General features: G+C 53.4%; 21 protein-coding genes. 1 reads left to right on the top strand and 20 read right to left on the bottom strand.

Annotation, left to right across the window (positions count from 1 at the left end; all coding sequences use genetic code 11):
- Nucleotides 1-19: 19 nt before the first annotated feature.
- The 15 genes from NST44_RS16745 to uxaC form a co-directional block, all read right to left on the bottom strand.
- Entirely contained in the window at nt 20-1,288 is a 1,269-nt protein-coding gene (locus NST44_RS16745; protein ID WP_007128678.1) for a competence/damage-inducible protein A, read from the bottom strand.
- Between the two features lie 108 nt (nt 1,289-1,396).
- The gene (gene pgsA / locus NST44_RS16740; protein WP_007128679.1) at nt 1,397-1,984 is read right to left on the bottom strand and encodes a CDP-diacylglycerol--glycerol-3-phosphate 3-phosphatidyltransferase; all 588 of its coding nucleotides are present in this window, start codon (nt 1,982-1,984) and stop codon (nt 1,397-1,399) included.
- A gap of 259 nt (nt 1,985-2,243) precedes the next feature.
- Nucleotides 2,244-2,735, bottom strand: a complete 492-nt coding sequence (locus NST44_RS16735) for a YajQ family cyclic di-GMP-binding protein (protein WP_007128680.1) — start codon at nt 2,733-2,735, stop codon at nt 2,244-2,246.
- A gap of 161 nt (nt 2,736-2,896) precedes the next feature.
- Nucleotides 2,897-3,070, bottom strand: a complete 174-nt coding sequence (locus NST44_RS16730) for a hypothetical protein (RefSeq protein WP_007128681.1) — start codon at nt 3,068-3,070, stop codon at nt 2,897-2,899.
- 85 nt (nt 3,071-3,155) lie between these two features.
- Nucleotides 3,156-4,154 (bottom strand): RodZ domain-containing protein, encoded by a 999-nt coding sequence (locus NST44_RS16725; protein WP_007128682.1) that lies wholly within the window; start codon nt 4,152-4,154, stop codon nt 3,156-3,158.
- A gap of 44 nt (nt 4,155-4,198) precedes the next feature.
- Nucleotides 4,199-4,966, bottom strand: a complete 768-nt coding sequence (locus NST44_RS16720; protein WP_007128683.1) for a DUF3388 domain-containing protein — start codon at nt 4,964-4,966, stop codon at nt 4,199-4,201.
- A gap of 201 nt (nt 4,967-5,167) precedes the next feature.
- A complete protein-coding gene (locus tag NST44_RS16715) occupies nt 5,168-5,422 on the bottom strand; it encodes a DUF3243 domain-containing protein (protein WP_007128684.1) in 255 nt (84 codons plus the stop codon).
- Nucleotides 5,423-5,528: 106 nt separating this feature from the next.
- Entirely contained in the window at nt 5,529-6,296 is a 768-nt protein-coding gene (gene ymfI, locus NST44_RS16710) for an elongation factor P 5-aminopentanone reductase (RefSeq protein WP_007128685.1), read from the bottom strand.
- A 3-nt stretch (nt 6,297-6,299) separates the two neighbouring features.
- On the bottom strand, nt 6,300-7,580 hold the full coding sequence (yfmH, locus tag NST44_RS16705) for an EF-P 5-aminopentanol modification-associated protein YfmH (RefSeq protein ID WP_007128686.1): 1,281 nt from the start codon (nt 7,578-7,580) through the stop codon (nt 6,300-6,302).
- Between the two features lie 3 nt (nt 7,581-7,583).
- Nucleotides 7,584-8,864: an EF-P 5-aminopentanol modification-associated protein YfmF gene (gene yfmF, locus NST44_RS16700; protein ID WP_007128687.1), complete on the bottom strand. Its 1,281-nt coding sequence runs from the start codon at nt 8,862-8,864 to the stop codon at nt 7,584-7,586.
- A 125-nt stretch (nt 8,865-8,989) separates the two neighbouring features.
- Nucleotides 8,990-9,811 carry a spore cortex-lytic enzyme gene (sleB, locus tag NST44_RS16695; protein ID WP_007128688.1) on the bottom strand — a complete coding sequence of 274 codons (822 nt, stop codon included), beginning with the start codon at nt 9,809-9,811 and terminating at the stop codon, nt 8,990-8,992.
- A gap of 239 nt (nt 9,812-10,050) precedes the next feature.
- Entirely contained in the window at nt 10,051-11,172 is a 1,122-nt protein-coding gene (locus tag NST44_RS16690) for a glycoside hydrolase family 88/105 protein (RefSeq protein WP_210095123.1), read from the bottom strand.
- 181 nt (nt 11,173-11,353) lie between these two features.
- On the bottom strand, nt 11,354-12,877 hold the full coding sequence (locus tag NST44_RS16685; RefSeq protein ID WP_210095124.1) for a UxaA family hydrolase: 1,524 nt from the start codon (nt 12,875-12,877) through the stop codon (nt 11,354-11,356).
- Nucleotides 12,874-14,391: a tagaturonate reductase gene (locus NST44_RS16680; RefSeq protein ID WP_213616432.1), complete on the bottom strand. Its 1,518-nt coding sequence runs from the start codon at nt 14,389-14,391 to the stop codon at nt 12,874-12,876. Before NST44_RS16680 ends, NST44_RS16685 begins: the two co-directional genes overlap by 4 nt.
- 2 nt (nt 14,392-14,393) lie before the next feature.
- Nucleotides 14,394-15,821 carry a glucuronate isomerase gene (gene uxaC, locus NST44_RS16675; protein ID WP_210095135.1) on the bottom strand — a complete coding sequence of 476 codons (1,428 nt, stop codon included), beginning with the start codon at nt 15,819-15,821 and terminating at the stop codon, nt 14,394-14,396.
- Between the two features lie 194 nt (nt 15,822-16,015).
- Here uxaC and NST44_RS16670 point away from each other — a divergent pair, with 194 nt between their 5' ends.
- On the top strand, nt 16,016-16,873 hold the full coding sequence (locus NST44_RS16670) for an AraC family transcriptional regulator (protein ID WP_210095126.1): 858 nt from the start codon (nt 16,016-16,018) through the stop codon (nt 16,871-16,873).
- A 187-nt stretch (nt 16,874-17,060) separates the two neighbouring features.
- On the opposite strand, the gene NST44_RS16665 is transcribed toward NST44_RS16670, so the two are convergent.
- From NST44_RS16665 to dapA, 5 genes are all read right to left on the bottom strand, one after another.
- On the bottom strand, nt 17,061-19,700 hold the full coding sequence (locus NST44_RS16665; RefSeq protein ID WP_340900169.1) for an FtsK/SpoIIIE family DNA translocase: 2,640 nt from the start codon (nt 19,698-19,700) through the stop codon (nt 17,061-17,063).
- A 61-nt stretch (nt 19,701-19,761) separates the two neighbouring features.
- A complete protein-coding gene (locus tag NST44_RS16660) occupies nt 19,762-20,019 on the bottom strand; it encodes a YlzJ-like family protein (protein WP_213616428.1) in 258 nt (85 codons plus the stop codon).
- On the bottom strand, nt 20,016-20,789 hold the full coding sequence (locus NST44_RS16655; protein ID WP_007128696.1) for a ClpP family protease: 774 nt from the start codon (nt 20,787-20,789) through the stop codon (nt 20,016-20,018). The genes NST44_RS16660 and NST44_RS16655 overlap by 4 nt, the downstream gene beginning before the upstream one ends.
- Nucleotides 20,790-21,180: 391 nt before the next feature.
- A complete protein-coding gene (locus NST44_RS16650) occupies nt 21,181-22,860 on the bottom strand; it encodes a ribonuclease J (RefSeq protein WP_007128697.1) in 1,680 nt (559 codons plus the stop codon).
- Between the two features lie 231 nt (nt 22,861-23,091).
- Entirely contained in the window at nt 23,092-23,973 is an 882-nt protein-coding gene (gene dapA / locus NST44_RS16645; protein WP_210095128.1) for a 4-hydroxy-tetrahydrodipicolinate synthase, read from the bottom strand.
- Between the last annotated feature and the right edge of the window lie 124 nt (nt 23,974-24,097).

Raw genomic sequence — 24,097 nt, 5'->3', positions numbered from 1 at the left:
CACGAAGTTGGGGCTCCTGCTACGCCTGCTCCGATCCCTCCGAGACAAGCCGCCGCCATAAGCGGTACAGCAGCGCCTTCGTCGCGCGCAAACGGATCGTCTCCCGGTTGCCTTGAAGATTAAGCTCGTGCACCTCGGTCTCTCTTCCGCGCTGGGACAATCCGATGTATACAAGCCCCACCGGCTTGCGTTCGGCATAACCGGGGCCGGCTACGCCGGTAACGGACAGTCCGAAATCGCTGTCGGTGATCAGCCGGACATTCTCCGCGAGGGCCTGAGCGACCTCCCTGCTCACTGCGCCGGGCGCATCATCGCCTTCCAGCAACGCTTGCGGGATATGCACAAGCTTTCGCTTCATTTCATTCGTGTAGGAAACGATCCCTCCAAGGAACATCGTCGCGCTGCCAGGTACGGAGGTCAAGCTTTCCGCCACCAGACCGCCCGTGCAGCTCTCCGCCGCGCTCAGCGTCAATCCCCGGTCTGCCATCGTGTCGACAATCACCTTCTCGATCGGCACATCCTCGCTGGCGTACATGAATTCGGGGCCGCGCTCGCGAATCCGCTCTTGCAGCTCATCAAGGCGGACCATCGCTTCGGACTCGCTTGCAGCCTTGGTGGATATGCGGACGGTCACCTCACCGTCCTTCGCATACAGCGCGATCGTCGGGTCGGTCTGCTCGGTGATCAGGTCCGAAAGCCTCTCATCCAAGGCAGATTCCCCGATTCCGGCAAACTTCAGCATCTTGGAGTAGATCGGAAGCTCATCCGTCAGCACATGCTGGAGCAGCCAAGGCTTGGCTTGCTGCTCGAACATCGGGATCAATTCCTTCGGCGGTCCCGGCAATACGATGTAATGCGTCCCGTCCTGCGTGATCGCATTGCCAACGGCCAGCCCGGTTTCGTTCGGCAGCGGCGTTCCCCCTTCGATGGCAATCGCCTGGCGGCGGTTGTTCTCGGTCATAACGACGCCCCGGTCCTGGAAGAAACGCTCAATGCGGTCCATGGCCATCCTGTCGATATGCAGCGACCGGTTCAGCAGCGAAGCCAGCGCATCCTTCGTCAGGTCGTCCTGGGTAGGACCGAGCCCGCCCGATAGGATGACGATGTCCGCTCTGCTGCTCGACAGGCGGAGCGCTTCCTTCAATCGCTCCATGTTGTCCCCGACTACGGTTTGGTAATATACGTCGATGCCCATGGCTGCAAGCTCTCTGGATAAGTACTGGGCATTGGTGTTTACAATCTGCCCCAGCAGCAATTCCGTTCCGACTGCAATGATCTCTGCTTTCATACGATAATAGCCCCTCCTGTACTCTTTTATGTTTGGTCTCGATATGGCTCAAACGGTGATAACAATGGAGTGCGGAAGAAAAAAGCAATAGGATTGCTCCTATTGCTGTTATGCTCCTGCACCGTCAAGCAGATGCCTGTTCTTGACAAAGTATTCGATTCCCGAATAAATCGTAATGGCCGCAGCAGCCCAGATCGCAATGATATCGAATGGGATGCCGAGGAACACAAACGGAAAGTTGTTAATCAGCAGCGCGACAATCGCCACAATCTGAATGACGGTTTTGATCTTGCCGGACTGCCCGGCCGCGACGACCGCGCCGTCAAGAAGCGCAATCTGGCGCAATCCGGTAACCGCAAACTCCCTGCTGATAATGACAACCGCAATCCAAGAATCGCATTTGCCCATCTCCACAAGGGAAATGAGAATAGCCGCCACGAGCAGCTTGTCTGCCAGCGGATCCAGCAGCTTTCCGAGGTTCGTTACCATGTTGTTCTTCCTGGCCAAATACCCGTCAATCCCGTCCGTGCTTGCAGCAAGGATGAAGATCAGCGCCGCGATCAGCTGATTGTACGGGAGCTCGAAACCGTGCCACACAATCGGATCCGGGTAAAAATCAAAATCCACCAGCAAAAATACCATCATGATAGGGATCAAGCATATACGGGCAAGCGTGATTCGGTTGGGTAAATTCATAGGGCAACCTCCCTTGCATCGGGTTGTCTTGAAATTTCAGCAGCCCCACAAACGGCTGAGCGGATCACTCGCGGCAAGGCCGCCCCTCCCAAGGGCCAAAAAGGTCTGAAGCGCTGAACGCTTTCCGTCATATTCATCCCCCAGTAATCTATGTATACGTTAATTCTTATATATCGTTTTTTAGTATAATCTTTCCGATTGCAGCCTGTCAAAAGGACAAACTGCAAGCCGGCAGGAATGCAGATGAAACGTCCATAGATTATTTGAAGTTGGTGAATTGCAAATCGAGCGGCAGATCCGCTTTGCGCAGCAGCTGCATGATCGCTTGAAGATCGTCCTTGCTCTTTCCGGTTACCCGGATTTGGTCTCCTTGAATCTGGCTCTTGACCTTCAGCTTGGAATCCCGGATAAGGATATTGATCTTCTTGGCGTTCTCCTGATCGATCCCCTGCTTCAGCGCCAGCCGCTGTCTCACCGTTCCCATGGAAGCCGGTTCGATTTTGCCGTACTCGACGTTCTTGATCGACAAGCCGCGCTTGATCATCTTCGTTTGCAGAATATCGATGACCGCATTCAGCTTGTACTCATCGTCGGACGTAATGATCAGGGCGTCCTTCTCCAGCTTCAGGCTGCTCTTGCTTCCCTTGAAATCAAAACGGTTCTCGATTTCCCGTTCAGCCTGATTAACCGCGTTGTTCAGTTCCTGCATATCCATCTTGGATACGATATCAAATGAATTTTCCGAAGCCATGGTGAATCCTTCCTCCTTGCATTATGCTGCTTCTATTATAGGTAAAACGAAGGCGCAAGTCTAATCCGTAAATGACATATACAGGCGGCGCGCCCTTCATTTTCGGGAACGAAAAAGACCCCGTTGTCCGCCGGCCCGGCGAACACGAAGCCCATCCATCGTCAATGTCTTGATTTCGGCTCACGCATCGGACGGCGGAACATGCTCAGAATTCCGAGCAGGACAAATGCCAGCCCAAAGCCTAATATGCCGTATCCCCAGTCGCCTGGAATTAAATAATATCCCAAGAGGCTGACAATAACACCCAATCCGAACACGATCCAGTTGACCGTCATACCGCATCACCTCATAAACAGGAAGTGAATAACAGCATGTTTTATCCAAACATGCCGTTAGTATCATTTCCTCGAAGCAAGGCAATTATTCAGTAGCGGCTTCGGCCGGCTCGAGAATGATGCGGGACGTCGTCTTGCCGTCGGTCACCGTCTGCCCGCCTACCTTAATCGTTGTTGCGGTCGAGTTGCCGGATTTTACGTACATGCCCTGACTGTCGAGATCGTAGCTGATCGCTGCGCCGTTCTCCAGCATCCCGAAAAACAGCTTCTCCCCGGACGAATTTTTCCCACGGTATACTTCAACCCAGCTCTGGGCATTGCTGCCTGCCACAAGCTCTACCTTTACATTAGATCCCGTTACCTTAAAGATGGTGTTTTTGCCTTCGGTCCGATCCTGCGTCACCGTCGTTTGACCTGGAACCGCGTCATCCGGACTATCCGTACCCGTTCCATCAGTACCATCGGTGCTGTCCGTATTATCGGTGCCTTCGGTGCCGTCAGCGGTATCCGTGCCGTCAGCGGCATCCGTACCGTCCGTGCCATCCGTCCCTTCGCCGTTCGTGTCACCGCCGGTTTCGCCTGTCGCCGTCCCGCTGCCCTTGGCGCCATCGCCATCACCCGGCGTTTGGGTCGTCTGTTGCTGGCCCTGATCCGTCTGCGTCTGGTCATTCTGGCTGACCGGAGGCGCATCCGATTTATTGGAATGGGTCGCAACCAGGTAGATCACCACGACGATCAGGATGGGAAACGTCCACATCAACAGGGTCGGCAGCCATTTCATATTCCGTTCGCCTGCAGGCCGGCTGGCGCGTTTTTGGATCACCGGCTCCATCGTCGGCTCCGCTTCCGTTTTCGGAACATCCTGTTTATGACCTTCCAGCAGCTCCTCCGGGTTGATGCCCACGGCTTCCGCATAGGTTTTGATGAATGCCCGCACGTAAAAACTGCCGGGAAGTACTTTGTAATCCCCTGCCTCGATGGCTTCCAAGTATCGTTTGCGTATTTTTGTCATTTCCTGCACGTCATCAAGGCTCATTCCTTTTTGCAGACGCGCCTCCCTCAATTGCTGTCCCAGTTCGGACATGCCATCACCTCCTACTTAGAATACTATGTAGTCCGAAGAACATATTATAAATCGTCACTATAAGAACCTGTGAACGTATCATAAACGATTTCCTCGTCCGGATTGTTTCGCAATTCAATAATAATGTCAAAATCATCATAGGAATATTCGGATTCGCGCACGAAAATATCCGGATGCTCGATCACCTTCGTGCTCTCCATGCTCATAATGTCCTGGAGCAGCTGGTAATGACGCTCATTCGAACGGATCGTGCTGACGATTCCGTCGATGATAAACACGTTGTTCGGGTTCATTTCATCCTCGGAGAGCTGACTGCGGATCGTCTGCCGCAGCAGGGTGGACGAAACGAAGGTCCAGCGCTTCATGGCGCAGACGCTGCCCGCAATAATAGACTCCGTTTTGCCGACGCGCGGCATGCCCCGAAGTCCCACCACCTGATTTCCTTCCCTTTTGAACATTTCACCCAAAAAGTCAACAAGTAAACCGAGCTCATCGCGCGTAAAACGAAATGTTTTACGATCGTCCGAGTCCCGGTCAATGTATCGTCCATGCCGGACAGCCAAAATATCCACCAGCTTGGGAGGTCTTAAGGCTGTTACCGTAATATTCGCAACCTTATTTAACATTTTACCCATGAGGATGATTTTTTCTTCATCATCGGTCTCTAGGAGCATACCGCGAGTACGGCCTTCCACGCCGTTGATCGTCAGGATGTTCACTTCCAGCATACCGAGCACGGAGGCGATGTCGCCAAGGAGGCCCGGCCGGTTTTTATGTATTTTATACTCCATGTACCACTGATTCGATTCCACAAAGACACCTCTTTGCACTTCTTTTCCATCTATATTCGACAATTCCCTTGTATTTTCCACAAAAAACGAGTCAAATGATTAATGGGTCACGTTAATGATATATAAAATAAAAATGAAAGGCAAGTATTAACGGTGACATGAAAATTACATTCTTTTATCTTGACAAAAAGCCCCTTGTAAAGGGGGCTTTTTGCAAGCGTATTAGGCGTTGTGTTTGGCCAATTTCACCATCAGACGGGCGATCACGCGGCGCTCTTCTTCACTTCCTACGTCCCACAATTCCTTAATTGCACGGTTGGAAGCATTCTGAGGGTCGATCTTCTCGTCGAGAAAGTCGCCGATTTCGTACGCAAGCTGTGAAATGGTGTCTTCGTTCATACCGGCTTTTTCGGCTTGCACGACACGCTCGCCCAGGAACTTCTTCCAGGAATCAAAGTTCTTGATTACGGATGACATGATGAAATCCTCCTTTTGCTTGTGGCAATTGAGATTGAAGTAACCAATAGTAATATGTCCCCGTAATCAATCCCTTATGAGTGGTGAATTACACCACGATTGCCGCCTACGTCACCCATCCGCCGTTCGGACTGATCACTTGACCGGTAATGTATCCGGATTCGGGCAGCGCCAGAAAATATACAAGCGACGATATTTCATCCGGATGCGCCAACCGGCCCGCCGGAATTTCATCTTCGAGCATCCGAATCTCATCGGAAGCCAAATGCTCCAGCATCGACGTATCCACCGCGCCGGGTGCAACGGCATTAACGGTGACGCCCGAAGGGGCTAGCTCCTTCGCCAGCGCCTTCGTAAACGCATTGACGCCGCCTTTGCTTGTGGAGTACAGCACCTCGCACGAGGCGCCGGACAGTCCCCAGACGGAGGACACATTGATGATTCTCCCGAACCGCTGGGAGATCATCCGATCCATGAAAGCCTGGGTGCATAGGAACATGCCTTTTAAATTAATCGACATGAGGGAATCCCACTCCGCTTCGGTAACGTCGGACAACAGCCCATAGTGGGACACCCCAGCATTGTTGACCAGAATATCAGGCTCCATGCCGTGGCTCTGGAGCTTTTCTTTCATCCGCAAAATCTGCTCCTTGTCGCGCAGGTCGGCCGATACCGTCAGCACCCGCGCGCCATGCTCAAGGCATCGCCTCGCCACTTCATTGGCCGCTTCATGCGAATTCATATAGTGGATGATCACATTCATCCGAACCGACGCGAAGCGCTCGGCAATCGCCGCTCCGATTCCCCTGCTGGCGCCTGTAATAAGCACCGTCATCTCCCCGATCGGCTTCATTTCCTTTCCCATGCCTGTCATCACCTACGGACTCACCACGATCGAAACAGCCAGCTGATTCCAATCGACATGCTCCTGGAGACGGCGGTTTACTTCTTCAAGCGTGATCGATTCATAGACTGGCAGCACTTTAAACAGGTCGGCACCGCGGAACTGATAACGTGTAAATTCATGCGCAATGTTCTCAGGGGAATTGAGCATGCGCAGGTAACCGCCCATTTTTTTCTTGCGGGCCCGCTCGAAATCATCCTCCCGGAATCCGCTGGCCTTCAGCTTATCGACTTCTTCGCGGATGCGGGCAAGCAGGGCGTCCGGATCCTTCGTATCCCCGCCGACCGCGGAGAACGCATACTCCGGCGAGCTGTTGTATTCGTGCCCGAAGCTGTCCGAGATCAGGTCGTCTTCATACAGCTTCTGATACAGCTCGGTGCTCGCCCCGAACAGAAGATCCATCATCAGCTTGGTGGTCAAATCCCGGCGCAGCTGCTCCTCACCAGACAAGCCCGTCTCCTTCTCCTTGAAGCCGAACAGGCACTTCGGCAGCGATACCGCAAGCCGGCTCTCGCGCCGCTTCTCGGCGACCTCCGTCGGCTCAGGATCGAAAATACGCTCAATCTTGCCCTGTTGATCATAAGATTTCCGCGCTTGGTTGGAACGGATCAAATTCATCGTCTCTTCCGGGTCCACCCCGCCGACCACGAACAGCAGCATATTGCTTGGATGATAGAATGCATTGTAACAGGTGTACAGGTCTTCCTTCGTGATCGTTCCGATGGACTCCACCGTGCCGGCAATATCAATATGAACGGGATGCACCTTATACATTGCCTCGATCAGCCCGAAATATACGCGCCAATCCGGGTTATCCTGGTACATATTGATTTCTTGGCCGATAATCCCCTTCTCCTTCTCGACGTTCTGGTCCGTAAAATAAGGGTTCTGAACGAAATCGATCAAGGTTTCCAGGTTTTCATGGATATGATCCGTAGCGGAGAATAGGTACACGGTCTGGTCAAAACTGGTGAAGGCGTTGGCGGAAGCTCCGTTGGAAGCAAATTTCGCAAAGATATCGCCCTCTGGCTCCTCGAACATTTTGTGCTCGAGAAAATGCGCGATCCCGTCGGGCACCCGAACCTCAGCTGCTCCCTCCACCTTGAAGTGATTGTCCACCGAACCGTATTTGGTAGCGAAGGTCGCATAGGTTTTCTGGAATCCGGGCTTTGGCAGCACATAGACGCGCAGCCCGTTATCCATCACCTCGTAATACAGCGTCTCCTGCAGGTTGTCATAATGAATGCGTTCCACGGGCTATTCCTCCTTTTGACCTTTCAGGAAGTAAATCGTGTCCAGTGAAAATGCGGAGGCCGCCTGCTTCACATCATCCGCGGACATGCGATCCACCTGATCGAGAAGCTCATCCGGCGTGCGCTCCTTGCCGGACAGCTGGCGGTTGAAATCATAGGCGATCATCTCGAAGGCCGAATCCTGCATTTCCTTGATCACGTTCCGGATCATGGCCTTCGTCTGGGACATCTCGATATCCGTAATGGCGCCTTGCGCCATATCATCCAGCTGCTTGCGGATGATATCCACCGCTTTGTCAAAATTTTGAACCTCAATGCCGGACTGGATCGTGGCGATGCCTTTATGCCCGTCATAGCGGGAAGAGGCGTAATAAGCGAGGCTTGCCTTCTCGCGCACGTTGACGAACAGCTTCGAATGCGGATATCCGCCAAGAATGCCGTTGTAAAGAAGGGCTGCGGCATACTCGTCGTCCCCGTACGTGATGGTGCTGCGGAGCCCCATGTTCAGCTTGCCCTGGTTAATGTCCAGCTGCTCGATGACCGTTTGGGTATCTCTAGCCGCCGCGCGCGTAACCGAAGGCTTGTAATCCTTGGTCTGCGTCCGGTCCAGCTTGAAGTGCTCCTCCACAAGCTTCTTTACTTCATCAAGGGTGGTATCGCCAACCACGTACAAATCAAGCACCGACTCATCCAGCCATTTCCGGTAAGCCTGATAAAGCCCATCCGGCGTGATTCCTTCGAGATCCTTGCGTTCTCCCAAAGGATGCAAACGGTAAGGCTCATCCTTGCACATTACCTCGATGCAGCGCTCGGCGGCGTAGCGGATTTTATCATTCACGATGGATTCGAGCTTCTTCCTTACGGTATCGCGCTCGGTCTGCACGTATGCTTTGCGGAATGCGCCGTTCTCGAGCACCGGCTCCGTAAACGCCTCGCCTAAAAATGCAAACGAAGAAGAAAGCAGGCTCTCCGGGCTGTTTACGAACGAATCGTTAATCGTGTCCATCCGGAAGTGAACGATCTGATAATCGCCCCGTTTATAAATATCGAAGCCAAAGCCGGCTCCATACAGCTGCTCAAGGCGTTCCCGGAACGCTCTGGTCTCGGGATAGGATACGGTTCCCCGGCGCAGCACGAATGGCGTCAGCGCGGTCGTTGTGACGGTATCTTCAGCTAAAGGGCTTCCGGCGTAAAGCGATATCGCAAATGTCTTGAATCGGCGCGTAGGCAGCACGTGGATCCGCATTCCACCGGCTGTGCCGTGTTCAAATTCGGTTTTCGTCAAGGTCCTTATCCCCTTACTTCGTGGATTGTCATTGCCATAATTTACTCATCATTTATCGTTCATTCTAACCCATTGCAAAGTGAAGAAGCAACCGAAGACAGGTCCCCGGTTGCTTGTAAAACGGCTTACATACAGAAGATATGCTGTCCGATGGTCTTGACCTGAGGCCGTGTCCAGATCCAAGGCGATGTCGCCGTTTTCGGGTTAAAGTAATAGAGACAGCCGCCGGTCGGATCCCAACCGTTGATGGCCTGGATCACCGCTTTTCTGGCATTTTCGTTTGGCTCGAGCCAAATTTGCCCGTCCGCGACGGCCGTGAATGCCCGCGGCTGAAAAATAACCCCGTGCGGCGTATTCGGGAAGCTTGGCGACTTGACCCGGTTTAAAATAACGGCTGCAACGGCAACCTGCCCTTCGAATGGTTCGCCCCGGGCTTCCCCATAAACCGCGTTGGCCATGATCTTAATGTCATTTTCAGATAAACCCATCGTATTCGAAGAGGCCAGGTTGTTGTCTCCCCCGCCGCCTGCATTCCCTGCATTCCCTCCGGCTCCGGCACCGGCATTGCCGCCTCCCCCTTCATGAAGCTTCGGCTCCGTCGGCTTAAAATCCTTCGTTGCATTGTACAGCTTCAGCTTGACCTTCGGTCCGACGATGCCGTCTACCTTCATTCCGAATTCGGATTGGAACCATTTCACCGCTCCCAACGTTTTGGAGCCGAATACGCTGTCGATTTTTCCATAATAAAAGCCCAAATGCTTTAGACGGCCCTGCAGCTCATATACATCCTCGCCATAGGAGCCGAATTTGATCGTTTGCTGGCTGAAAGTGGGTATCGCATCCTGTACTGCCGGATTGTCGTCTGCATGAAGGGTGCCTTGAGCGAATACCGTGCCTGATAACAGAATCGCCGTGCTTATCATAATCAAGATTCTCGAGTTTTTCATGCTGCGCTCTACCTTTCTCTTATGGTTTAACAAGCCTCGCTAACGTATATTATGACAAGCCTGCCATGTTCCTATGCACCTGATGAACCTTGGGCACGGAGCTGTATCGATGGGAGGAACATTTCGTGCAGCAGGATGCTTTTTCACGACAAAAAGGGTGCCCGCGTGATCAAATGATCATTACGAGCACCCATTTTTAACGCAAATTAACACCATATACGCAAATCATGACCATTGCTTCATCCATGAAGCGATTCGCTTTGATCCAGCTCGACGCATGCCATGACAAGAGCGCCTACCCCGTGAAGGTCATTTTCGCAGCGGTCCCTCTGCACGTAATGCCTGTAATCGCCGACGCCTGTCCCGATACAAATATCGGGCATGATCAGCTGACCCCGTTCATTGTAGTATACCGCATCGACCAGTCCCTGGTACCCGCGCCGAGCATGCTCCAGGCACGAAGAATCCAGATGGCCCAGCCGCACGCCCTTTGCCAGTGTATACACAAAGAGGCTTGAGCATGACGTTTCCAGCCAATTATCCGGCTCCCCTCCTTTATCCAGCACCTGATACCATAGTCCGCTCGCCGGGTCCTGGCAGCCAACGAGAGCCTTGCATAAGTCGCGCAGCACCGGTATAAGCGTTGCCCTTCCCGCATGATCCTCAGGGAGCATATCAAGAAATTCGACAAGCGATAGCGCATACCATCCCACGGACCGCCCCCAATATTCGGGCGATTGGCCTGTGGCCGGATCGGCCCACGGCATATGCCTGCTCTCATCCCATGCATGGTAATACAAGCCGCTCGCTTCATTCCGCGTATTTTTTCGCATCAGCTGCTCCTGATACAGCACTTCATCATACAAATGCGGCTGCCCGTATTGCTGTCCGTATTTCATCGTAAACACGCCGCCCATGTACAGCCCGTCAAGCCACATCTGGTAAGGATACCGGTCCTTATGCCAATATCCTCCCTCGGTCGTCCGGTTCAAGGCAGACTGCAGGCGAAGCAGCTTATCCGCCGCTGCCTTGTATTTGCGCTCTGGCTTGATCGCGTCCAGCTCCAGCAGCAGCAGGCCGGCCTGAACGGAATCCAGCTCGCCGCGGTCCAGCAGTACATTCCCGTTTGTATCGACGAGATGATCGACATAACCTTTTATATATTCCAAATATCGCGCTTCTCCGCATCTCCTCCAGAGCTGGAACATTCCCGTCAGAAACACGCCCTGATGGTAATGCCATCTCCCGGCAGGCGGGAGCTCCTCAGGGGAAAATGTCTCCATGATGGAACGGCAGGCCTCGATGCCAAGCCGGAGTGGTGTAATGTCTGCGGGCGCTTTGTGCTGCGTTTGATTGGACATCTCTACTTCCTCCCTTTAGAGGTTGTTCAAAAAGTCATCTTTGATCACGAAGCGAATCAAAGTAACCCGGCATCGAATCTTGAATTCAGCCGGGCCGAAGCATAAGCTTCAGTGTTGAAAAACCGGACTTTTGAACTCGCTCTTTAAATGATCTGCTTGAGCTGAACATCAGAATACCGGTTTACAGAATAACGCCATCCTTGAAGATGGAGATTTCCCGGAAGCCGCCCATTTCGTTATGTGTCCGCCGCACCCCCGAGGCCAGCTGAAGGATCTGATCGGTCAATGCCTCCTCGAGCTCTTCCATACGGGCTCCTTCCACCAATGTTCCCGCATTGAAATCGATCCAATGGGGCTTACGGGCGGCGAGCTCCGAATTCGTAGAAATCTTTACCGTTGGCACTGGCCCGCCGAACGGCGTTCCTCTTCCCGTCGTGAAGAGCACGAGATGCGCTCCGGCCGCTGCAAGCGCCGTAACGGACACCAAATCATTGCCGGGAGCCTGAATCAGGTTCAATCCCGGGCGGCTAGACCTTTCGCCATATGGCAGGACAGCGGAAACGATGGCCGTTCCCCCCTTCTGCGTGCATCCCAGTGATTTTTCCTCCAACGTGGTTATGCCGCCGTCTTTGTTACCAGGGGAAGGATTTTCATAGATTTGCTGGCCATGGGAAATGAAGTACTGCTTGAAATCATTAATGAGCGACGTTATCTCTTGGAATACCTGCTCATTTTCCGCCCGTTCCATCAGGATCGTCTCCGCGCCGAACATTTCGGGCACCTCCGTCAGCAGCGCAGTGCCGCCTGCCGCCGTTACCCAATCCGCGATCCGGCCGGCTAGAGGGTTGGCGGTAATGCCGGAAAGCCCGTCGGAACCGCCGCATTTAAGCCCGATCTTCAGCAGCGACAACGGAAGCTCGGAACGCTGATAGCCCTCGGCATAATTCACAAGCTCCTCGATCATCGCCAGCCCGGATGCAAGCTCGTCTTCTACGTCCTGTGCACGCATGTATCGGACTCTGTCCGGCTCGTCTTCACCGATTAACGCCTGCATCTGGTCAATTTGATTGTTTTCGCAGCCCAATCCGACGATCAGCACGCCTGCGGCATTGCCGTGCCGCGCCAAGGAAGCAAGGAGGCGCTGGGTATGGGCCAGATCGTCCCCGAGCTGGGAACAACCGTACGGATGCGGGAAATGGTAAACCCCGTCAATTCCTCTACCGCGAAACTGCTGGTCTGCCATCCGGGCGAGCTGCTCGCAGGTTTTATTGATGCAGCCGACGGTATTAATGATCCAAATTTCGTTGCGGATGCCGGCTTCGCCATTCCTGCGCAAATAGCCCTGGAACGTTGGCCCCGCTTGGGCCGGATTGCCCGCCGGAACGAATGGCGGATCGCTTGTACGGCCAGGCGTATATTGGTACTCCACCTCGCCGGCAAGTCCCGTCTTTAAATTATGCGTATGGACCCACGCCCCGGGTAAAATAAGCTGCGATGCCTTGCCGATGGAATAGCCGTACTTCAACACCGAGCGGTCCTTCTCGATGACCCGAAGCGCCACTTTATGTCCCTTCGGCACATCCTCGGCTAACTCGATAGCATGCTCTTTCCCATTGATGGTGACTACGGCATGTGCACCCGCCGTTAAAGGACGGAGCGCAACCCCTACATCATCTTTAGGGTGAAGGATAATTAAATCGGTCATGATTGCTTACGCTCCATTTCCTGAAGATTTCGGTGTACGCTCTGGACCAGCCCCGGAATATCGTTCAGCTTCTCGCCCCACAGCAGCTCCGAGCCCAAGATGGCATTCACCCGCTCGAGCCGGCTCCATTCCCCGCGGAGCTCCTTCTGCCACACGTCATGGAGAAACGCTAATGCGTCCGGATCGTCCCGGAGCAGCACCGGTTCGCCATCCAGACGGGTCCCGTGCCACTGATTATCGATCTGATGCGGCTGATAGAGCCTGATTAGCGACGACAGCGCCAGTGTGATTACGTCAGGGAGCTTGCCGTACTGATCCGCATAGCCCTTCAGGCCGGGGAGCAGCCGCACTCTGAATTTGGAAACGCTGTTCATGGCGATGTCGCCCAGCTTATGCCGGATAAAAGGGTTAAGGAACCGCTCCCAAACCGCATCGGCGTACAGCTTTGCGGATTCTGGAGGCAGCGGGACCAACGGGACGATTTCGTTCAGCATGGCTTCTCGAATCCGCGCTCCCCACATCGGGTGCTCAGCTGCCTCCCTGACCTCGCTTACACCGTGTAGCAGGCCGATCAGCGCCATTAATGTATGGGTCCCGTTCAGAATCCGCACCTTGCGGATCTGATAGGGAGACAGATCCGGAACCCATTCCACCTGCAGTCCAGCTGCTTTCAGCGGCAGCCTCCCGTCCAGAGAAGGATCCCCTTCAATCGCCCAGAAGTAATAAGGCTCTGCCGTATTCAGCAGTCGGTCCTCAAAGCCCCATTCGCGAAAATATTCCGGCGCATTGTCGGGATATCCGGTCACGATTCGATCGACCAGTGAATTCAGAAACATATTGCATTCGTCTAACCATTTCCTGAATGCGTCAGACAGTCCCCAATCGTCCGCATGCCGGAGCACAATCGCCTTCAAGGCGTCTCCGTTCCGCTCCAGCAGCTCGCACGGCATGATCATCAGGCCTTTGCCGGGATCTCCCCGGAAATGCTCGAACCGTCGATTCAGAAGCATAGTCAGCTTCCCGGGATAAGTGGCCGGCGGCTCGGAAGGAGTCCAAGGGATCTCCTCATAACAAATTCCGGCCTCGGTCGTATTGGACACAATGAGATCAAGCTCTGGGTTTTCAGCCATCGACAGGAATGTCTCCCACTCCGAATAAGGATCGATAAATCTTGAAAATATGGAAATCAGCTGCCGTTCTTCGATTTCATGTCCGTTTTGAATTCCTTTGATCAGCAGCCCATAAATTCCGTCCTGATCGCGTAGCTGGTCCAGCTTATATTTACCACCCGGCCTCGGCTGGCTGACGGCCACGCTGCCCCGGAACAATCCCTGACGGTTGCACTCAAACAGCATCCAATCGATAAACCCTCTCAAAAAATTGCCTTCTCCAATCTGCAATGCTCTTACGGGATAACTGCGGGCATCCGTCTCCGGCTTTAGCTTCCCTGCCTCCCGCTGCTGCAGCGTATGGCGGTTAAGCAGCGGAAGCGTATCTTCACGCATCGTATCCATCGTCATGCTCCTTCTCTCGACTGTCCGAATCGGAAGTAGGCTTCTGCATTGTAATAGCAAATATCCTGGACAATTCCGCCCAGCCATGGCAGATCTGCCGGGGCTTCCCCTTTCGTGACCCAGTCTCCGATGAGATCGCACAGCACCCGCCGGAAGTATTCATGACGCGTATAGGACAGAAAGCTTCTGGAATCGGTCAGCATGCCGACAAAGCGGCTGAGCAGCCCCATATTTCCGAGCTTGCTCATCTGATCCATCATGCCGTCTTTCGTATCGTTGAACCACCAGGCCGATCCGAACTGGATTTTCCCCGCAATTCCATCTCCCTGGAAGCTTCCGATGAGCGCAGCAAGAATGTCGTTGTCTCTAGGGTTCAATGAATACAGAATCGTTCTCGGAAGCGCTTGTTCTTGATCCAGGCGGTCCAATAAACGGACCAGCGGCTCGGCAATCAAGCCGTCGTGTATCGAATCATAACCGGTATCCGGACCAAGCTGCCGGAACATCCGGGTGTTATTGTTCCGATGAGCGTTAATATGAAATTGCATCGCCCATCCCAGCTTTGCGTACATCCGACCCAGCTCAAGCAGTGTTGCGGTCTTGAACTGCTCTTCTTCTTCACGGGAAACCGGACGCCCTTCAAGCGCTTTCAAAAAGATGTCTGCGACTTGACGCTCCGTTGCTTCGCGGTACGGCACAAAGTCGAGCGCATGATCCGAAACCCGTCCCCCAACCGAATGGAAAAATTGTACCCGATCCGACAACGCCTCCAAAAATTCGGTGTAGCTTCCAATGTCCTTCCCGCACCGCTCCGACAGCTGCTTCACCCAGCCCGTGAAGGTCGGACGGTTGATTTCAAGCGCCTTGTCCGGCCGGAAGGAAGGCAGCATCTGAAACCGGCTTTCCCCTTCTTGCGCTAGCTTGATATGGTATTCCAGGGAATCCGCCGGATCATCCGTCGTGCACACCACTTTCACCCCACTTGAAGCGATGAGCCCCCGTGTCGTGAAATCATCCTCCATTAAACGCGCATTGGCCGCTTCCCATATACGCGGCGCATTTTGCTCATTGATGATCTCCTGAATCCCGAACAACCGCCGCAGCTCCAGATGGGACCAATGGAATAACGGATTGCCGAGGGTTTTGGGAACCGTTTTCGACCAGGCAAGGAATCGGTCATAGTCCTGAACGCCTTCTCCTCCGGTGATATGGGCCTCATCTATGCCATTGGCCCGCATGGCCCGCCATTTGTAGTGGTCTCCGTTGATCCATGCCTCGGTCAAATTGCCGAACCTGTGGTTGTCGTAAATCATTTGCGGATTTAAGTGACAGTGGTAGTCGATGATCGGCATGTTCTTCGCATAATTATGGTATAAGTTCTGGGCTGTCTCGCTGTTCAACAAAAAATGCTCATCCATAAATGCCTTCAATGGGTTCACCTGCCATCTCTTTAGATTACTTCTAATCATACGGCATCATCGGTTGTATTTCTTCACGTTTATTGCTTACTTCGTTTAAAAATCAACATATCTTGCTTTTTTATTCCCGGCCCGCCTGATAGAATTAGAATTAAGATGATGAAACCCAAAAACTGACCGGATATTCAATAGGAGGGCACAGCGATATGCCAGTCGATCATCACATTGTCTCTTTTGGCAACGAAGAAGAGGAATTTTACTATCATCGCATTCATCGAACGCGGCCCTTCGAGCGGAATAACCATTATCACGGAACGTACGAGATCTATTATCTGATCTCCGGTGAACGCAGTTATTTCATTAAAGAAAAGCTATATTCGATCCAAGCCGGAGATCTGATCCTGATCAACAAATTCGATGTTCATAAAACATCCGGCCAAGGCGATCCCGAGCATGAGCGCATTGTCATTAATTTCAGCGACTCCTTCCTGGGCAGCGGTCATCCGTTCCTGCCCGCCAGCTTGCTGACGATGTTCGAGCTGGACCAGCCCGTACTGCGGCTGAGTCCTTCCGAGCAGAGCAGCGTCATGCAAATTCTCGACAGCATGGCTGCCGAAATTTTGAACCGGCCTTCAGCCTTCGAGCATATGCTCCGCCTGCTGCTGACAGAACTGCTGATCAAGGCGAACCGCTTGTCCGCTTCCGCCATAAAGCCTGCGTCACCGTCCTTGAACCCGCTGCATCAGAAAATTACGGATGTCGTCCAGTTTATCAACAGCCATTATCCGCTCAAAATCACGCTCAAGCAGCTCTCCGATACCTTTTACATCAGTCCGTTCTACCTCAGCCGCATATTCAAGGAAATCACCGGCTTTACGATCGTCAATTATATTCAGCTGACGCGGATCCGGGAGGCCCAGCGGCTGCTGGTCAGCACCGACCTGCGGATCGTCGATATTGCGGAGACCGTCGGATTTGAAAGCCTGACCCATTTTGACCGCACATTCAAAAAAATGACCAGCATGACCGCAAGCCGATACCGGAAGTTGAATAGCCAAGTATAAACACTCATGACGGGCAGCTCATCCTGGCCACAGTTGATGGCGATGATATCAGGAGCTAACTCATAAACCATCCCCGACTTGCTTATTACCCGCTTTTTTCGTTCATCCCATATATATAAAAAACCGGAAAGGGCGTTTCTTCATCCATAAGAAACGCCCTTTCCGGACCTGATCGGCTTAAACTTCATCAGCTTATTCGGTTTTGCTGCTGCTGATACTGCTCCATCGACATCAGCACTTCGCGTGGCTTGCTGCCCTCATAGGGACCTATAACCCCGCGGGCTTCCATGGAATCGATGAGCCGCGCCGCTCGGGTATAGCCGACGCGCATTCTCCGCTGCAGCAAGGAAACGGAGGCCTGCTTCGCTTCAAGGACGATGGTGACTGCCTGATCGTACAGCTCATCGAGCTCCTCATCCTCGGATTGCCCGGACTCCTCAATCTCCGGAACAAGCGATTCGTCATATTCCGCCTGCCCCTGATCGCGCACGAAGGAGACGATATTCTCAACCTCCTGGTCGCTCATAAAAGCTCCCTGTACGCGAATCGGTTTGGATGACCCCATTGGCATAAACAGCATGTCGCCACGGCCAAGGAGCTTCTCCGCACCGGCCATATCGAGTATGGTCCGTGAGTCGACCTGAGAGGAAACGCCAAAGGCGATCCGTGAAGGGATATTCGCTTTGATAACGCCCGTAATGACATCGACCGACGGCCGCTGCGTGGCTATGATCAGATGGATGCCCGCGGCACGGGCCATCTGCGCGAGACGGGTAATAGCATCCTCCACGTCGTTAGCCGCTACCATCATCAAGTCTGCGAGCTCGTCCACGATAACGACGATATATGGCAAAACCGCCGCCGGATTATCTTTCATTAGATTGTTATAACCTTCGATATTGCGGGTGCCTGACTTGGAGAAGAGATCGTAGCGCTTCTCCATTTCGACCACGATTTTCTTCAAGGCGAGCGACGCCCGCTTCGGATCGGTCACGACCGGTGCCATCAAATGCGGAATCCCGTTATAAACATTCAGCTCGACCATCTTCGGATCGACCATCAGGAACTTGACCTCATCCGGCTTGGCCTTATACAGAATGCTCGTAATGATCCCGTTGATACAGACCGATTTACCCGACCCTGTCGCACCTGCGACGAGCAAATGGGGCATCCGTGCCAGGTTGCCGACGATCGTCTGGCCCGAAATATCCCGGCCAAAGGCGATCGACAGCTTCGATTCGGCCTCCTGGAAGATCGGTGTCTCCATAACCTCACGCATGGTTACAATGGATACCTCATTATTCGGCACTTCGATGCCGATGGCGGATTTGCCCGGAATCGGTGCCTCCATCCGAATATCCTTGGCAGCCAGCGCAAGGGCGATGTCATCCGTCAGGTTGACGATTCGGCTGACCTTTACGCCGATATCCGGCTGGATTTCATAGCGGGTCACCGAAGGCCCTCTTACGACCTCCAGCACCTTGGCACGGACGCCGAAGCTTTCCAGCGTAGCTTCCAGCTTGCGGGCCGTCTGCATGTAATCGCTCTGATCCCCGCCTTTTCCGCCATTCTTCGGCTTGGACAGCAAACGGAAAGGAGGCAGCTTATAAGGCTTAGGCGGTGGTGCGGGAGGCGCAGCAGGGATGGATTCTTCGGCTCCATTCCCGGCACCATCCAAGCTGTTTGCGCCTGCTGCTGCCCCGTCTCCCTCTGCTTCGGCTTGGCCGCCATCGACCGCAGCTTCCGAATGCTGCAGCGATACGTCCATTCCCTGTTCGCCGATTGGCCCGTCCGAATCATCAGCCTCCTCGTGCAGGCTGCCTTCCTGCTTCACATGCTCGAAGAAATCACGGATAATCGGCGAGGAAGGAGCCCCTGAATGTTCGGCTGCTTCCGGTGACAAATGCGGTTCATCGTCATTCCGGTACAGAACCTTCTCGTCTTGATCATGAACACCGTTCCCGGCCGTAAATACCGGTGCTTGGTCATCATCATGATCATCGTTGAAATCGGGCGCTGCCTGAGCCGTTTTCTGACCCTTGCCGCCAAACAGCTGGAAAAACTGCGGGGCTTTACGACGCGGCAGCCGCAGCTCCTCCATATCGTCCAAATCATCATCAAAATCGTCCGGCAGCGGCGTCCGCTCTTCCTTCGCGGCTGTTCTGGCAGCGGCTTTGGCCTTCGTCTGCCGACTGTTCATCTTCTTCTGCAGCCGTTCTCCCGCCTTGACGACTCTTACGCGGAACATTCGCATCAAATCCACATAAGACAAGTTCGTAATCAGCATAAAGCTGATAAACAGCATGACGATGACAATAAGTCTTGCGCCAAGGCTGCCAAACAGCATGATCAACAGCGCAAACTGCAAGGCTCCGACATATCCTCCGCTGATATCTCTGCCCATAACGGGGTGTTGATCGCTGCGAACCTCCCCATGCAGAAGCTCTCCTTGCAAATCGCTATGTATCTGGCTCATCACATTCGAAGCAGTCAACTGCCCGATGGGAGCCAGCTTGGATCCCAAGCCTGCGATGCTGCTCATCAATGTGAGCGCTAAGACCAGAAGAAGAACGCCGGTTCGTCTGCTGTTCCAACGACGCGGCCATTTACGGTGAATCATCACCATTAATCCGTAATAGATACCGATCAGGGGGATGATGAAATAATATTTGCCAAGCAAATATCCCGACATCTTGGCCAGGGAACGTCCGACCGGCGCCTCTCCGGATAACGCAATCACCGAGAGGGTCATGAGCACGATCCCGTAGATTTCATACTTCAGTACGGCTGCAAAGGCAGCCTTCTTCTTTTTTCTGCGCTTCGCCAAAAAGTCTCACCCCCGAAACCATATTATAGCATAAATTCGGTGGCGTACCTATGTTCTGTTTTCAGCCTTTAGCCTCATTTTCATCGGCTGCGATCGTCGGAATATAGCGAATGATACTGCCCGGAGCATAGCTGGAATTCAAGTAATGCTCGAGCCCGCAATCCAGGAGACGGACGATCCGGGCCTGCTCCTCTCCCATCGGTTCGACTTCCATCAGGACGCCCCCGATTCGGACCTCTCTGAAGCGACTGCCCGGCTCTACATCGTCCGCACCTGGAGCCAGGCTCCGCTCAAGTGGAATAATGCTGTACCAGCTCATTGCGTGATCCCCCCCGGGCTGACTGCTTTACGTTCGGCAATCATGTGATTCAGCCGGTGCAGTGCTTGACCGATCCCTCCGACTTCATCCATCAGCCCGTATTCGACCGCATCGGAGCCCGATACCGCCGTACCGATGTCCCGGTTTAGCTCGCCGGTCTTGAACATGAGATCCTTAAACTGCTCCTCTGTGATCCGGGAGTGACTCGTGACAAACCGGACGACTCGCTCCTGCATCTTCTCCATATACTCGAACGTTTGCGGTACACCGATCACAAGGCCGCTCATCCGAATCGGATGGATCGTCATTGTCGCGCTTTCCGCGATGAACGAATGATCGGCTGCAACGGCTATCGGCACTCCGATGCTGTGCCCGCCTCCGATAACCACCGTGACGGTCGGTTTTGTCAGCGATGCGATCATCTCGGCGATGGCCAGGCCGGCCTCTACGTCTCCGCCTACTGTATTAAGAATAATGAGAAGTCCTTCAATCTTCGGATTCTGCTCGGCTGCCACGAGCTGCGGGATCATATGCTCGTATTTCGTTGTTTTATTTTGCGGAGGCAGCACGAAATGCCCCTCGATTTGGCCGATTATGGTCATGCAGAATACATTGGATTCATTTCCGACCGGCACTCCGGTTTGGCCAAGCTGGGTGATCGCTTCCGTTACGGCACTCTTCTTGCCCTCTTCGGCCGGAGCCGCCGGCGCTTCGGTTTCCCCGGTAATGCCGGCTCCCTTTCTGCCGGTAAACTCTAGCTCATTTTGCATAACGCCATCCCTGCCTTTTCACTTATTCTTGGGCTGCAGCTATATCCATAGCTGACCCTTAGTATGGCAAGCGGCGGCATAGTTTTATGCTTGCCGCAGGGATCGGCGTGCACGCCTTCATATTTTTTCAAGTTATCCTTGTGTATGAGGCGGCAGATTCCGGCACCAGCAGGCGTCCTCGACAGTACCTTCTCCCGGCAAACCCTCCGATAACATGATCGATGGCCAATCCGCCACGAACTGGATTTTCGCTTGTAGGTCGATGGAATCCCTGCGGTTTGTAAGACAACATAAAAAGCCCCTCTTTCGCGGAAACCGTCCAATTATTACCTGCGAAAGAGAGGCGACTGTGTGCCTGATTATTTTTGAGGTCGTTATGCTAAAACGACAATTACACTTCCATGATGATCGGCAGGATCATCGGTCTGCGGCGCGTCTGCTCGTACAAGAAGCGTCCGAGAGCGTCCTTGACGCTTGTTTTCAGTGACGCCCACTCGTTTACGTTCTCACTCATCAGCTTCTGAAGCGTGCTGGAAACGATACGGTTGGCCTCATCCAGGAGACCTTCAGATTCACGGACATAAACGAATCCGCGAGAAATGATATCCGGACCGGATACGATGGAGCCGTTCTGCTTGCTCAAGGTAACGACAACGACGAGGATGCCGTCTTGGGACAACAGCTTCCGGTCACGCAGCACGATGTTGCCTACGTCGCCTACACCGAGCCCGTCAATCAGAACGTTGCCTGCGGTTACCTTGCCGGCCTTGCGGGCGGCACCGCCTTGAATCTCTACGATCTCCCCGATATCGGTAATGAAGATGTTGTCCGGGTCGACGCCGACGGACTCTGCAAGCAGAGCGTGACGGCGCTGCATCCGGTATTCCCCGTGAACAGGGATGAAAAATTGCGGTTTCATCAGGTTCAGCATCAGCTTCAGCTCTTCCTGGCTTCCGTGTCCCGAAACGTGCACACCGGAATTGGAACCGCTGTAAATCACATCGGCACCGAGTCGGAACAGCTCGTCGATCGTGCGGCCGACGTACTTCTCATTGCCAGGAACCGGAGTTGCCGCAATGATAACCGTATCGCCAGGCAAAATATCCACCTTGCGGTGGGTCGAGCGCGCCATGCGCGTAAGCGCAGACATCGGCTCTCCCTGACTGCCTGTACACAATACGACCACGCGGTCGGCTGCCATCTTGTTAACCTCTTCCGGCTCGATCAGCATGCCGTCCGGGATATGAAGATATCCAAGCTCGGCTGCGATCGAGACGACGTTCACCATGCTTCTTCCGATTACCGTAACCTTGCGGCCGGTTGATTCGGCAGCATTCACCACTTGCTGGATCCGGTGCACATTCGATGCGAATGTAGCCACCACCACACGCTGCTCGGCCTTGCGGAAAATATCTTCAAGAACGATGCCCACATTTTTCTCCGATGGCGTAAAGCCGGGTCTTTCCGCATTGGTGCTGTCGGACAGAAGGGCGAGAACGCCCTTGCTTCCGATTTCAGCCATCCGCTGCAAATCCGCATATTGGTCATTGACCGGCGTATGGTCGAATTTAAAGTCCCCTGTATGCACCACATTGCCTTCAGGCGTCTCGATGCAGATGCCGACCGAATCCGGGATACTGTGGTTGGTCTTGAAGAAGGTCGCTTTCATGGTGTTTCCGAGCTTGACTTCTGAATCGGCATGAATCAGAATCCGTTTCGTTTCGCCCAGCAGATTCGCTTCCCTGAGCTTATTCTCCACCAATCCGAGCGTCAATTTCGTTCCGTACACCGGAACATTCAAGTGCTTCAACACGTACGGGAGTCCGCCGATATGGTCCTCGTGACCGTGAGTCAGCAAAATCCCTCTCACCTTGTCGCGATTTTCCGTTAAATAGCTAATATCAGGAATAACGATATCAATTCCAAGCATATCTTCTTCTGGGAACTTCAGCCCAGCATCCACGACTACGATGTCATTGGCATATTGGATGACATACATGTTTTTCCCGATCTCACCGACGCCGCCCAAGGCAAAAATCGATAGTTTATCGCTGCTTATTTTCTTAGACAAATGTATCTAACCCTCCTATAGTTTTGGACGTCGTACCATTGTTATATTTAAATTTCAAAAAAATACCGCACCCAGTCACTTGAATTCATTATACATGATGAAAAAGTGAAAACACAAGTCAGCCGCCTACGTGTCCCATAGGATGCCCGAAACGGTGCGGTTTCAAACGAAAGAAGCCGCTGCCTTGTTCAGGCAGCGGCTGTACGTTTACTCGGTTTTGAAGCAGGTATATTACAATGACGCCAGCATCGAACGGATGAACGATGCTTCGCTTTCACTCGGCGAGACGAGCGGCAGGCGGACATCCCCTACCTGATAGCCTCTTTCATTCAGGGCGAACTTAACGGCGGACGGGTTTGGAAGCGGGTCCGGACACTCGAACAGTCCCTTGAACAGCGGGAATAACGATTGGTGAAGCTTTGCAGCTTCCTGCACATTCCCGGCAACATATGCATCGATCATATCCTTCATCCGTGCACCGGCAATATGACTTGCAACACTCACGATACCATAAGCGCCTACCGCCAGAGCCGGCAGCGCTGCAGAGTCATCGCCGGAATAGACGATAAATCCTTCCGGTGCGCCTGCAGCGATCGCAGTCACCTGATCGATCGAGGCGCATTCCTTCGTGGCAACGATATTCGGCAATTGCGCCAACCGCAACGTCGTGGCGGTGCTCAAGCTGACTCCCGTGCGTCCCGGCACGTTATATAGCATGACAGGCAGCGAGGTTGCTGCTGCGATTGCCTCAAAATGCTTATACAGACCTTCTTGATTCGGTTTATTGTAATAAGGAGCAACCAGCAAAATGCCGTCGACCCCGCAAGCTTCCGCTTTCTTCGTCAATTCGACCGAATGTGCGGTATTGTTGCTGCCTGTGCCTGCGATAATTTTGCATCTTCCGGCCGCCTGCTTCACAGCGAATGCGAACAATTCGAGCTTTTCCGATTCGCTCAGCGTGGGAGACTCGCCGGTTGTGCCGGCGATCACGAGGGAGTCTGATTTTTGATCCGCAATCAAATGCTCAATTAATCTTGCCGTCTCGTCCCAATTGATCTCGCCGCTGCGATCGAACGGGGTTACCATAGCCGTAATCAATCTTCCGAAATCCACAATGATTCCTCCTTAGCTTTTTCCCGTATACGGGAAAACCTGCTTCATTCTCTACATAGCATATCCTAAATCAGGGCAATCTGCATTACCCATACCTTAATCCCGTACCGATAAATTGATAAAC

The sequence above is a fragment of the Paenibacillus sp. FSL W8-0919 genome (assembly GCF_038003785.1).
Lineage (GTDB): Bacteria > Bacillota > Bacilli > Paenibacillales > Paenibacillaceae > Paenibacillus_AQ > Paenibacillus_AQ lactis.
This window is presented reverse-complemented; position numbering and strand designations above follow the sequence as displayed.

Excerpts from the sequence above, each read along its gene's own strand:
- NST44_RS16660 (WP_213616428.1), bottom strand. The coding sequence starts at position 20,019 with ATGAGCTGGTACAGCATTATTCCACTTGAGCGGAGCCTGGCTCCAGGT.
- NST44_RS16680 (WP_213616432.1), bottom strand. The coding sequence starts at position 14,391 with ATGGATACGATGCGTGAAGATACGCTTCCGCTGCTTAACCGCCATACG.
- NST44_RS16690 (WP_210095123.1), bottom strand. The coding sequence starts at position 11,172 with ATGTCCAATCAAACGCAGCACAAAGCGCCCGCAGACATTACACCACTC.
- pgsA (WP_007128679.1), bottom strand. The coding sequence starts at position 1,984 with ATGAATTTACCCAACCGAATCACGCTTGCCCGTATATGCTTGATCCCT.
- NST44_RS16715 (WP_007128684.1), bottom strand. The coding sequence starts at position 5,422 with ATGTCATCCGTAATCAAGAACTTTGATTCCTGGAAGAAGTTCCTGGGC.
- NST44_RS16670 (WP_210095126.1), top strand. The coding sequence starts at position 16,016 with ATGCCAGTCGATCATCACATTGTCTCTTTTGGCAACGAAGAAGAGGAA.
- NST44_RS16685 (WP_210095124.1), bottom strand. The coding sequence starts at position 12,877 with ATGACCGATTTAATTATCCTTCACCCTAAAGATGATGTAGGGGTTGCG.
- sleB (WP_007128688.1), bottom strand. The coding sequence starts at position 9,811 with ATGAAAAACTCGAGAATCTTGATTATGATAAGCACGGCGATTCTGTTA.
- NST44_RS16655 (WP_007128696.1), bottom strand. The coding sequence starts at position 20,789 with ATGCAAAATGAGCTAGAGTTTACCGGCAGAAAGGGAGCCGGCATTACC.
- ymfI (WP_007128685.1), bottom strand. The coding sequence starts at position 6,296 with ATGACAGGCATGGGAAAGGAAATGAAGCCGATCGGGGAGATGACGGTG.
- NST44_RS16745 (WP_007128678.1), bottom strand. The coding sequence starts at position 1,288 with ATGAAAGCAGAGATCATTGCAGTCGGAACGGAATTGCTGCTGGGGCAG.
- NST44_RS16725 (WP_007128682.1), bottom strand. The coding sequence starts at position 4,154 with ATGTCCGAACTGGGACAGCAATTGAGGGAGGCGCGTCTGCAAAAAGGA.
- NST44_RS16735 (WP_007128680.1), bottom strand. The coding sequence starts at position 2,735 with ATGGCTTCGGAAAATTCATTTGATATCGTATCCAAGATGGATATGCAG.
- NST44_RS16730 (WP_007128681.1), bottom strand. The coding sequence starts at position 3,070 with ATGACGGTCAACTGGATCGTGTTCGGATTGGGTGTTATTGTCAGCCTC.